This window comes from Acidocella sp. (assembly GCF_036489515.1).
Taxonomy (GTDB): domain Bacteria; phylum Pseudomonadota; class Alphaproteobacteria; order Acetobacterales; family Acetobacteraceae; genus Acidocella.
In genome coordinates this window covers 46,027-57,073 of the sequence record NZ_DASXFO010000097.1, presented here as the reverse complement: position 1 = coordinate 57,073, position 11,047 = coordinate 46,027, and the positions used below count along the sequence as shown (strand labels likewise).

General features: G+C 66.1%; 9 protein-coding genes and 1 other RNA gene. 4 read left to right on the top strand and 6 right to left on the bottom strand.

Features of this window, described 5'->3' with window-relative positions; genetic code table 11:
• The 3 genes from rnpB to VGG47_RS14515 all read right to left on the bottom strand — a co-directional run.
• Window positions 1-279, bottom strand: an RNA gene (gene rnpB, locus VGG47_RS14525) — RNase P RNA component class A; the annotation flags it as partial.
• A 23-nt stretch (window positions 280-302) separates the two neighbouring features.
• Window positions 303-920: an N-acetylmuramoyl-L-alanine amidase gene (locus tag VGG47_RS14520; RefSeq protein WP_331539814.1), complete on the bottom strand. Its 618-nt coding sequence runs from the start codon at window positions 918-920 to the stop codon at window positions 303-305.
• Window positions 921-967: 47 nt separating this feature from the next.
• Window positions 968-1,735 carry a TerB family tellurite resistance protein gene (locus VGG47_RS14515; protein ID WP_331539804.1) on the bottom strand — a complete coding sequence of 256 codons (768 nt, stop codon included), beginning with the start codon at window positions 1,733-1,735 and terminating at the stop codon, window positions 968-970.
• A 167-nt stretch (window positions 1,736-1,902) separates the two neighbouring features.
• Between VGG47_RS14515 and VGG47_RS14510 the strand changes: the two genes are divergently transcribed.
• The gene (locus VGG47_RS14510) at window positions 1,903-4,641 is read left to right on the top strand and encodes an AsmA-like C-terminal region-containing protein (protein WP_331539802.1); all 2,739 of its coding nucleotides are present in this window, start codon (window positions 1,903-1,905) and stop codon (window positions 4,639-4,641) included.
• Between the two features lie 198 nt (window positions 4,642-4,839).
• Here the strand turns inward: VGG47_RS14510 and VGG47_RS14505 are convergent, their stop codons facing one another.
• Window positions 4,840-5,169 carry a TIGR02300 family protein gene (locus VGG47_RS14505; protein ID WP_331539800.1) on the bottom strand — a complete coding sequence of 110 codons (330 nt, stop codon included), beginning with the start codon at window positions 5,167-5,169 and terminating at the stop codon, window positions 4,840-4,842.
• Between the two features lie 398 nt (window positions 5,170-5,567).
• Here VGG47_RS14505 and aroA point away from each other — a divergent pair, with 398 nt between their 5' ends.
• Window positions 5,568-6,902, top strand: a complete 1,335-nt coding sequence (gene aroA / locus VGG47_RS14500; protein ID WP_331539798.1) for a 3-phosphoshikimate 1-carboxyvinyltransferase — start codon at window positions 5,568-5,570, stop codon at window positions 6,900-6,902.
• Window positions 6,899-7,519: a (d)CMP kinase gene (gene cmk, locus VGG47_RS14495; RefSeq protein WP_331539796.1), complete on the top strand. Its 621-nt coding sequence runs from the start codon at window positions 6,899-6,901 to the stop codon at window positions 7,517-7,519. The genes aroA and cmk overlap by 4 nt, the downstream gene beginning before the upstream one ends.
• On the opposite strand, the gene VGG47_RS14490 is transcribed toward cmk, so the two are convergent.
• Window positions 7,512-7,850, bottom strand: a complete 339-nt coding sequence (locus VGG47_RS14490) for a hypothetical protein (RefSeq protein ID WP_331539794.1) — start codon at window positions 7,848-7,850, stop codon at window positions 7,512-7,514. The two genes, cmk and VGG47_RS14490, sit on opposite strands and share 8 nt — an antisense overlap.
• Between VGG47_RS14490 and VGG47_RS14485 the strand changes: the two genes are divergently transcribed.
• Window positions 7,818-9,452 (top strand): long-chain-fatty-acid--CoA ligase, encoded by a 1,635-nt coding sequence (locus VGG47_RS14485; protein ID WP_331539792.1) that lies wholly within the window; start codon window positions 7,818-7,820, stop codon window positions 9,450-9,452. The genes VGG47_RS14490 and VGG47_RS14485 overlap by 33 nt on opposite strands.
• A gap of 149 nt (window positions 9,453-9,601) precedes the next feature.
• Here VGG47_RS14485 and VGG47_RS14480 read toward each other — a convergent pair whose 3' ends face one another.
• Window positions 9,602-11,035 (bottom strand): NAD-dependent succinate-semialdehyde dehydrogenase, encoded by a 1,434-nt coding sequence (locus VGG47_RS14480; RefSeq protein ID WP_331539790.1) that lies wholly within the window; start codon window positions 11,033-11,035, stop codon window positions 9,602-9,604.
• Window positions 11,036-11,047 lie beyond the last annotated feature (12 nt).

Here is an 11,047-nt window from a genome sequence, read left to right as displayed (position 1 = left end):
TCGAAAATACTCCCGCGCCCATGCTTTCGCACGGCGCCGGCCGCCCCTATTCGGTCTTGCTCCCGGTGGGGTTTACCCTGCCAGCCCTGTCACCAGGGCCGCGGTGCGCTCTTACCGCACCGTTTCACCCTTGCCGCGGGCGAACCCGAGGCGGTTTGTTTTCTGTGGCACTTTCCCTGGGGTCGCCCCCGCCGGCTGTTAGCCGGCACCGTATTTCCGTGGAGCCCGGACTTTCCTCCAGCAGGATCTACTCCCGCCAGCGGCCGTCCAACCGTCTGGATGGCGCTCCCCTGCACCCTCGTTCAGTTTTGGTCAACCAGGGCCCTGATCGCCGCCGCCCGGCCGGCGGTCTTTTGGTCCGCCACACCGGTCACATGGCCGGGCAGGAAGTGCCGCTGAAACGCGGTGACGACATCGCTTTCCGCAAGGCTGATGTCATAGCCGATCGCGGCCAAATCCGCGGCCAGCGCCCCCGGTGAAGGAGGAGCAAAAGACTCGGTCCAGAGGCCGATGCCGGCGGCGGTCAGCCCGCGCCAGTCGAACAGCTCGCCGGGATCCTCCTTGCGGTTCGGCGCGATGTCGGAATGCGCCACGACGTTGCGCGCCGGAATGGGCCAGCGCGCCAAAATCCCCCGGCACAGCTCTCGCACCGCCTGCATCTGCGCCGGCGGAAAGGGCCGGTAGCCGAACTCATGGCCGGGATTGACGATCTCAATGCCAATCGAGCGGTCGTTCAGCCCCGTGGCGCCGCGCCAAAAACTGACCCCCGCATGCCAGGCACGGTTTTGCTCCGCGACCAGCGCCTGGACGGTCCCATCCTCATCCACAAGATAATGCGCGGAAACTTTTGCCGCCGGATCGCACAGCCGCGCCAGCGCCGCCGCGGCGCTCTGCATGCCGGTGTAATGCAGCACCAGCATATCCACGCCGCCCGGCCGCGCATCGAAATTAGGGGAGGCGCAAAAAATCAAAGTTTCCGTTCGCGCTTGATCGTGTCGTAGGCGGCGTTGATCCGCGCCACGCGCTCGGAGACGGCGTCGATCATCGCCTGCGGCACGCCGCGCGAGGCCAGGCTGTCGGGATGGTTCTCGCGCATCAGCGCCTTCCAGCGCGCCCGCACCGCCTCGTCACTGGCCGACCGGTCGAGCCCCAGCACCGCATACACGTCGTTGGTCGCCGGAGCCGGCCCACCCGCGCCGCGCCCGGCCCGGCCGGCGGACTCACCGTCGAGCCCGAAATGCCGCGCCACCCGGCTCAGATACGCTGCCTCGTCAGCATTCACCGGGCCGTCGGCGCGGGCAATCTGGTACAAGCCGGCCAGGACCTGCTCCAGAATGATCCGGTTGTCGGCGAAGGCCTGGCCGAGCTGGAGCGCATAGGTCTCGTAGCCGGTGGCGGACGTCCGGGAGCGGTCGAACAAGCGGGCGATCTCGGCCATGCTGGAGTCCGGGATCGCAAAGCTGCGCTTGAACATGTCGATCTCGGCGCGCGTCACCACCCCGTCGCATTTCGCGAGCTTGGCCGCCAGCACCGTCACGCTGAGCGCGAAAATCTGCTCCCGCCGCCCGAGCAGGGCCGCCATTTTGGCCGCCTCGAACGGGAGCGCCTTGGCGGCGATGCTGCTCATCACGCCCTCGTCGGCCGCATGCCCCAAAGCCGCGCCGAACAACGCGCCCGCCGGCCCGCCCATCGCGAAGCCCGCCACACCGCCGATGATCTTGCCCCAATATGTCATTAACTTAGCCTAACATACCCCTACCCTTGAACCAAAACCGACAATCGGACATCAACCAAAATGGGTTTTCAGGCAGGTTACATGGGCTGGCAGTTCTCAATCGATCGTAACGACATTTTCACCGCCATCGGCGCGCCGTGCGGGCTCGATGGCGGCTTCGGTCCTTCGTGAGCAAAAAGCGTCTCTGGCTTCTCCCCCTCGGCCTCGTCATTCTGCTGGGGGCGGCACTTCTGGCCCTGCCCGGCTTTGTCGCCTCCAGCACGCATCGCGGCACGATCGAGGCGCTGGCCTCCTCGCTCACCGGCCGGACCGTGCGGGTCAACGGCAGGCTGTCGCTCGCCTTGCTGCCCGCACCGCAGCTCGTCGCCGAGCGCGTCACCATTACCGGCCCTGACCAGGAGACGATCCAGGCCCGTTCGCTGACACTGGCCATTTCCCTGCCGGCCCTGCTGCACGGAAGGCTGCACGCCACTAGCCTCACCCTCATCTCCCCGCATATCGACCTGCCCTGGCCGCTGCCCGGCGGCAGCACCGCCATCACCCCGCCCAGCTGGCTCGCGGCTTTGCACGCGCAGCTCCAGAACGGCACCGTCACGCTCGGCCAACTGCACCTCGCCAACATCAACGCCTCGGTCGTCACCGGCGCCGACAGCGCCATTACCGTCTCCGGGACCGGCCAGGCGCAAGGCCGGGCGGTGTCCCTCACTTTGGCGCTCGCCGGCGCCGGCGCCGGCGGCAACGCGCCGCTGCGGATCGACGCGAAAAGCGGCAATGCCACCGTGCATTTCCTCGGCGCGCTGAACAACGCCAGCGAAGTCACCGGCCAGCTCGGCGTCACCGCCCCGCATGTCACGGTCGATGCCGGCATCGGCGCCGACGCTACATCGCTGACCGCCACCACGCTGCAGATCAATTCCGGTCCCGCCAGGCTGGAGGGGACCCTTCAGCTGCGCTTCGCCCACCCGCTTCTGACCGCCACGCTGACCGGGCAGAATCTCAGTGCCGCGGCACTGAACGCCGTGCCGGCATTCTGGCCCGGAATGCAGATCAAGGTGGCGTTGGACGCCACGAACGTGACCGCCTTCGGGCAGGATTTCCCGACCCTCCAGGGAGCATTCGCCACGAACCAGGGCACGGTCTCGGCCAGCCAGGTGCAAGCCAGCCTGCCGGGCGGCAGCCTGCTTTCCGGCAACGTGCAGATAGATGCGAACGGCGCAGTGAGCGGTCAGGCCACCCTGCACGCTCCTTCTTTGCCCGATCTGTTGAACCACTACGGCATCCCGACGCCGGCCGGCTGGACCAGCGCCATGCTGAGCGCCACGCTGTCCGGCACTGAAGACCAGCTCGCGTTGCAGCATCTCACCGGCACGATCAACAGCGACCACGTCACCGGGGATCTGGTCATCCACGGCCATCATGCGAGCGGCGCGCTGGCGTTCGACCGGCTGGACCTGACCCCGCTGCTCGCCTGGTTCAGCCGCCACCCGGATACGGCTTTCTCCGCTGACGCGCAGATCACCGCTGCCCGCGCGACGCTGGGGCCGGTGTCGCTCACCAACCTGCTGCTGGACGGCACACTCGGCGACGGGCTGAACATCCGCCGTGCCTCGGCCCAGCTGTTCAACGGCCTGGTCATCGGCAGCCTAGCGCTGGACGCCAAAGGCCAGGTCACCAGCGCCCAGGGCTTTGTCTCGCTGCCTTCCGCCGCCCCGCTGGCAGCACTCCTGCCACCCAGGCTGCAGCCGCCCGCCGCCCTGCTGCAGCCCCGCCTCAACCTCACTTTGTTCGCCCAGGGACCGCCTGACGCGCTCGCCACCAGCGCCGTGGGCAGGCTCGGCGATTTTTCTCTCACCGCCGCGCCGACCATCGATCTGGCCACCGGTACGGCCAGCGGCCCGCTCACGCTCCGCCACCCCGACGCCATCGCCGCGGCGACGATTTTTCACCTCCCCCACAGCCTGGCCTGGCCGGGCGCCGGCTCCATCTCGCTGCGCGCCGATATGCTGGTCTCGCCCACGCAACTCGGCCTGCCGGATTTCGATCTGTCCTTCGGTGACCTGACCGCCAACGGCCATATCGTCCGCAGCAACGGCACCGTCACCGGCAATGTCGAGGCCGACACGCTGGCCCTGCCGCCGCTGAGCCTCGCTTTGGCGCTGCCCTGGTCCAGCGTCGCCACGGCGGCCGGCACGCTGAAACTCACCGCCGACCGCGTGCTCTACGCCGGCCAGCCGGTGCTGGGCGCCTCACAAGGGACGATCACCGTCGGCGCCAACAGCCTGAGCGGGACGTTGACGCGCGCCGCCATCGCCGGCGGCAACCTGACCGGCAGCTTCAACGCCACCATGCAAGCCTCCGCCCCACCAGCCTTGACGCTGAAATTCGCCGGCACCAGGCTCGACGCCTCGCAACTGAACCTGCCGCTCACGTTCCCGTTCACGCTACCGGACGGCACCGTGACCGCCACGGCCGATCTGGCCGCCAGCGGCTACGAGCCGGGCAGCTGGCAGGCCACCCTGTCCGGCGCGGCAACGCTGACCGCCGCCACGGGCGACATCACCGGCTTCAACCTGCCTGCCCTCGTCAAAGCGCTCGATGCCCAAGGTCACCCGCATCTGCGCGAGGCCGTCACCTCCGGCACCAGCCCCTTCACCACCCTTGCGCTGTCCGCCAGCTTCGCCAACGGCGACGGCACCGTGACCGCGGCGCGGCTGGCCACGCCGGATGGCGCCGCCACCATGTCCGGCAACATCGACATGGTCGATCGCGGTGTGGCGTTGCGGCTCACCTTGCAGCCCAACGTCAAACCGCCGCTGCAGATCGACACCACCATCATCGGCAGCTGGCAGGAGGCCAAGCCGTATCCACGCCTGCACAACATCCAGGGCTGGAAGGCCTCGCCTTAAGGGAAAAAAGGAAGACTACTTTTTGTGAACAAAAAGTAGTCTTCTGCTCCTTTGGGCCCGTGCGGTTTCAGCGCCACAGGCCCAGCGGACCAAAAGTTTTTGCGCCGCCTTTTTCAAAAAGCGGCTGCTTTCTTTAAAACGTAAAACGCCGCACCCGGAAGCCGGATGCGGCGTCAAAGCCCTGACGTCAGCTTAAGCTTAGCGCTCGCCGTCGTCCGTTTCCGGCTGCACGTCGATATCGGCGTCGATCACGTCGGTGTCGTCGTCGAGGTCGTCGGCATCCTCCAGGATGTCCTCATCCGCCTCGTCGTCGTCCACCTCGACATCCACGTCTTCGCCATCCACCACGGCCGGCTTCACGACCTTCTTCGCCTCTTCCGGCAGCGGCGCGGCGCGCTTCAGGCGCGGCTGCTCGGCCGGTTGTTCGGTGGCGCATTTCGGGCAGACCGCCGGGTCTTTCCCGAGGTCGAAAAACCGCGTCCCGCAGGACACGCAGGTACGTTTTTCGCCGAGTTCCGGTTTGGCCATAAAAACCTCTTTGCTACACGCCATTTCAACAAGGGCGGCGCGATGCCATGCCCTGCGCGCCATGTCAAACTGAGCTTGATTTTCGGACCCAGACCCGGGTTTTCCGCCGGATCTCCGAGCCGATGCAACCTCATGGCGCACCCATGCGATCTGTTCCCGCCGCGAACGTTTTGTCAACGGTACGGATGACCCCCGCGGGAATTAAAGAAAGCGGCCGCTTTTAAAAAAGCGGCGCAAAAATTTTACTATGCCGGGGCATGGGCGATGTCACCGACAACGCCCATGCCCCAGGTTAACAAAGTTTTTTTGCTACTTTTTGTTCACAAAAAGTAGTCTTCTCCTTCTCTTGGCCTTACGGCTCGGTTTCCGTTCCCGCGCAAACGCGCTAAGCGCCGCACATGGAATCGCAACCTGCCAGGCCGCTCTCCGCCGGCCGCCCTGCCGAGCCGCTTGCCGGCGAAATCACCGTCCCCGGGGACAAATCCATCAGCCATCGCGCGCTCATGTTCGGGGCGCTCGCGGTCGGCCAGACCCGCATCAGCGGTCTGCTGCAGGGCGAGGACGTGCTGCGCACCGCCGCCGCCATGCGCGCTCTGGGGGCGGAGATCCGTCAGGAGGGGGCGGACTGGATCGTCGCCGGGCGCGGCATCGGCGCCCTCACAGCACCTGACGACGTGCTCGACATGGGCAATTCCGGCACCGCCGCGCGGCTGCTCGCCGGTATCCTCGCCACCCATGATTTCTACTCCGTCATGACCGGCGATGCCTCGCTGCGCTCGCGCCCGATGCGGCGCGTGATCGAGCCTTTGAAGATGTCCGGGGCGGTATTCACCGCCCGCGCGGGGGATCGCCTGCCGCTCACCGTCCAGGGCGCGCGCGACGCGCTGCCGATCAGCTACCGCCTGCCGGTGGCCTCGGCGCAGGTCAAATCCGCGGTGCTGCTCGCCGGGCTGAACGCCCGCGGCATCACCGAGGTGGAAGAGCCGGAGCCAACCCGCGACCATTCGGAGAACATGCTCCGCCATTTCGGCGCCGATCTCACCGTGGGCCAGCAGGGCAAAGGCCGCGTCATCCGCCTCACCGGCCAGCCCGAGCTGCGCGGCGCCGACGTGACGGTGCCGGGCGACCCGTCTTCCGCCGCCTTCCCGCTCGTCGCAGGCCTATTGGTGCCTGGCTCGCGCCTGACAATCAAGAATGTCGGGCTGAACCCGCTGCGCACCGGCCTGTTCGACAGCTTGCGCGAAATGGGCGCCGATCTCACCGTCCGCAATGCGCGCATCCAGGGCGGCGAGAGCATCGGCGACGTGATGGTCGAGCACACCCAGCTCACCGCCGTGGACGTCCCGCCCGAGCGCGCGCCGAGCATGATCGACGAATACCTCATCCTCGCCATCGCCTGCGCCACGGCGCGCGGCACCTCGCGTCTGCGCGGCCTGGCCGAGCTGCGCGTGAAGGAGAGCGACCGCCTGGCCGCCACCGCCGCCATGCTGCGCGCCGGCGGCGTGCGCGTGGAGATCGAGGGCGACGACCTGATTGTTCACGGGTCCTCAAACATCCCGGGCGGCGGCGTGGTGCAAACGCATATGGACCACCGCCTGGCGATGAGCGCCCTGGTGTTCGGCCAAATCACGGCCGCGGAAATGCGCATCGACGACGCCACCTTCATCGACACCTCCTTCCCCGGCTTCGTGACGCTGATGCGTGGGCTCGGCGCCCGTATCACCGCCGCATGATCATCGCCATCGACGGGCCCGCCGCGGCGGGCAAAGGCACCCTGGCGCGGCGCATCGCCGCCGCCCTCAACCTTCCCTATCTCGACACCGGCCTGCTCTACCGCGCGGTCGGCCGCCGCGTGCTCGATGTCGGCGCTGACCCGGCGAACCCGGAGGCCGCCACCGCCGCCGCCAAAAGCCTGACCCCGACCGACCTCGCCCGCACCGATCTGCGCGGCGGACCGGCCGACAAGGCCGCCAGCCAGGTCGCCTCCATCCCCGGCGTGCGCGCCGCCCTGTTGGAATTCCAGCGCCATTTCGGCACCGCCAACGGCGCGGTGCTGGACGGGCGCGACATCGGCACCATCATCTTCCCCGACGCCGACGTAAAACTCTTCGTCACCGCCAGCCTGCAAGCCCGCGCCCGACGCCGCCACGCCGAGCTCCTCGGCCGCGGCGATGATGTGACCCTGGAAGCCGTGCAGGCCGACCTCGCCGCCCGCGACGAGGCCGACGCCAACCGCAAGGCCGCCCCCCTGGTCGCCGCCGCTGACGCGATGCTGCTGGACACCACGGCTTGGGATGCGGACGCGGCGTTCGCGCAGGCGATGGCGTTGATCAAGGCAAGGACTAAGTAAGGAAGGCTACTTTTTGTGAACAAAAAGTAGTTTTTTGCTCCTTCCGGCCATGGGCGTTGGCGCCGACAACGTCCATGGCCCAGCATAACAAAAGTTTTTGCGCCGCTTTTTTCAAAAAGCGGCCACTTTCTTCCTTCCCGCTAGTTTTCCTTGACGCTGGCGGCAGCGGCGTGAACACTCCGGACAAACGTCCTGCACCGACGCCGCTGGCAAAATTCTTGTCACCGCTTCGACCACCTGCGCCATCTGGGAGATCTGACCGCCAAGCCAGTTCAAAAAAATCAAAAAAGGACACGCCATGGCCAACGACTATCAGCTGTTGATCAAGCATATTTTAAAAATGCCGATCGCCCAGGCCAGCCGGAAGGAGATCGTCTATCGCGGCGACCTGCGCTTCACCTACCCTGAATTCGTGGCGCGCGTGCACCGCCTCGCCGGCGCACTCACCGCCCTTGGCGCGAAACCCGGCATGCGCATCGCCGTCGCCGATTGGGACAGCCACCGCTATCTCGAATCCTATTTCGCCATCCCGATGCTCGGCTGCGTGCTGATGATGGTAAACATCCGCCTCAGCCCAGCGCAGATCGCCTACACGATCGACCATTCCGACGCGGAAATCCTGCTCATCAACAAGGATTTTTTTCCCGCCTGCCGGGGCATCCGCGAGCAGCTCACGAAAATCAAAAAGGTCGTCTGCCTGGCTGATGATCATGCACCGGAAGATGGGGATTATGGCGAGAAATACGCAGGAGATTACGAAACGCTGCTCGCCGCCGCAGCACCCGAATACGACTTTCCGGAGTTCGACGAAAACACCATCGCCACCACCTTCTACACCACCGGCACCACCGGCGAGCCCAAGGGCGTGTATTTCTCGCACCGGCAGCTGGTCCTGCACACCCTTTCCTTGACGTCCACCATGGCCATGAGCGGCTTCAACGGCGGCGTCTCGCGCGAGGATGTGTACATGCCGCTGACGCCGATGTTCCATGTCCATGGCTGGGGATTTCCCTTCGTGGCGACGCTGATGGGCATGCAGCAGGTCTATGTCGGCCGCTTTCAGCCGGCTCTGGTGCTGAAACTCCTCAAAGCCGAGCGCGTCACCACCTCGCATTGCGTGCCGACCATCCTGCACATGCTGCTCAACGCCCCCGAGGCCGAGAACATCGATTTCAGCCGCTGGCGCGTGGTCATCGGCGGGTCGGCCATGCCGGGGGCACTCTGCCGCGCCGCACTGGCCCGCGGCATCGATGCGTATAGCGGCTACGGCATGTCGGAATCCTGCCCGATCATGACCATCAGCCAGATCACCGGCGACATGGTGGCGGACGATCCCAGCCCGGAGCGGGAGGTCGAAATCCGTTGCGCCACCGGACAGGCCGGCGCGCTGATCGAGCTCGCCCTCGCCGATGAAGACATGAATTTCCTGCCCCATGACGGCAAAAGCATCGGCGAGGTGGTGGCACGCGCCGCCAGCCTCACCGCCGGCTATGTGAAGAACGAGGCGGCCAGCGCCGCTTTGTGGCGCGGCGGCTGGATGCATACCGGCGATCTCGGCAGCATCGACAAGTTCGGCCTGCTGCACGTGCTCGACCGCAGCAAGGACGTGATCAAGACCGGCGGCGAATGGATTTCCTCGATCGCCCTGGAGGATATTATTCTTCGCGACACCAGGATCAGCGAGTGCGCGGTCGTCGCCATCCATGATTGCATGTGGGGCGAACGACCGGTCGCGATCGTGGTGCACAAGCCGGACGCAGTACTCACCGAAGACGAGGTGAAGAGCCTGATCCGCGCGCGCGTGGAACTTGGCGAACTCTCCCGCTACGCCATTCCCGACCATGTCTTCTTCGCCGAAGCACTGGAGAAAACCTCCGTCGGCAAGCTGGATAAGAAGAAGTTGCGGGTGATTTACGGGGCCAGCAGCAGCTAGAAGAAAGCAGCCGCTTTTAAAAAAGCGGCGCAAAAATTTTTGCTATGCTGGGCCTTGGGCGTTGTCGCCGACAACGCCCAAGGCCCAAATTAACAAAGTTTTTTTGCTACTTTTTGTTCACAAAAAGTAGCCTTCCCCTTTTGCTACCCTCAGAGATTCGCCTGCGTGATGAACTTGGTCACCAGATACGGCTCCAGGCCCTCGACGCCGCCCTCGGAGCCGTAGCCGCTGTCCTTCACGCCGCCGAACGGCGTCTCGGGCAGAGCCAGGCCATGATGGTTGATCGACACCATGCCGGACTCGATCGCCGAACCCAGCCGCGCCGCCGTCGCAGTGGAGCGCGTATAGGCGTAGGCGGCGAGGCCATAGGACAGGCGGTTCGCCTCGGCGATCGCCTCGTCCACGGTGCCGAACGGGATCATCAGCGCCAGCGGGCCGAACGGCTCCTCATGCATGACCCGCGCTTCCGGCGCGATATCGGTCAGCACGGTCGGCTCGAAGAAATAGCCCTTGTTGGCGACGCGCTTGCCGCCGGTGCGTACCGTGGCGCCCTTCTGCACGGCATCGGCGACGAAGCCTTCCATCGCCGCGATGCGGCGGGCGTTGGCGAGTGGCCCCATGGTCGTGCTGGCGTCCAGCCCGTTGCCGACCTTGACCTCCTTGGCCGCCTGGACGAAGCGTTCGACGAACGGCTCATACACATCCTTCTGCACCAGGAAGCGCGTCGGCGAGACGCAGACCTGCCCGGCATTGCGGAACTTGCTGCCGGCGAGGATTTTGACCGCATGGTCGAGATCCGCGTCGTTGCAGACGATCGCCGGGCCATGGCCGCCCAGTTCCATCGTCGCGCGCTTCATGTGCGTGCCGGCCAAGGCGGCGAGATGCTTGCCGACCGCAGTCGAGCCCGTGAAGGAGATTTTACGCACCACCGGATGCGGGATCAGATATTCGGAAATTTCCGCCGGCACGCCGTAGACCAGCTGCACCACGCCCTCCGGCAGCCCGGCATCGGCAAAGGCGCGCACCAGTTCGGCGCAGCTCGCCGGCGTCTCTTCCGGTCCCTTGAGGATGAACGCACAGCCTGCCGCCAGCGCCGCGGAAATCTTCCGCACGGCCTGGCTGACCGGGAAATTCCACGGGGTGAACCCGGCGACCACGCCGACCGGCTCGCGCACCACCATCTGATAGACGCCATCGGCCCGCGCCGGGATCAGCCGCCCATAGGCGCGACGCCCCTCTTCGGCGAACCACTCGATAACGTCGGCCGCACCCGCGAGCTCGATGCGCGCTTCAGCCAGCGGCTTACCCTGCTCGGTGGTCATGATGGTCGCGATGCTTTCGGCCCGCTCGCGCAGCAGCTCCGCCGCCTTGCGCATCAGCTTCGAGCGCTCGAACGCCGGCACCTGGCGCCAAGTCGAAAAACCCTTCTGCGCGGCGGCCAGCGCCTCATCGAGATCCGCCTTCCCGGCATGGGCGATCTTGCCGATCACTTCCTCGGTCGCCGGATTGATCACATCCAGCGTGCGGCCATCCTTGGCGGCGCGCCATTTGCCGCCGATATGCAACATGACATCCTGATACAATGCTAACGCTCC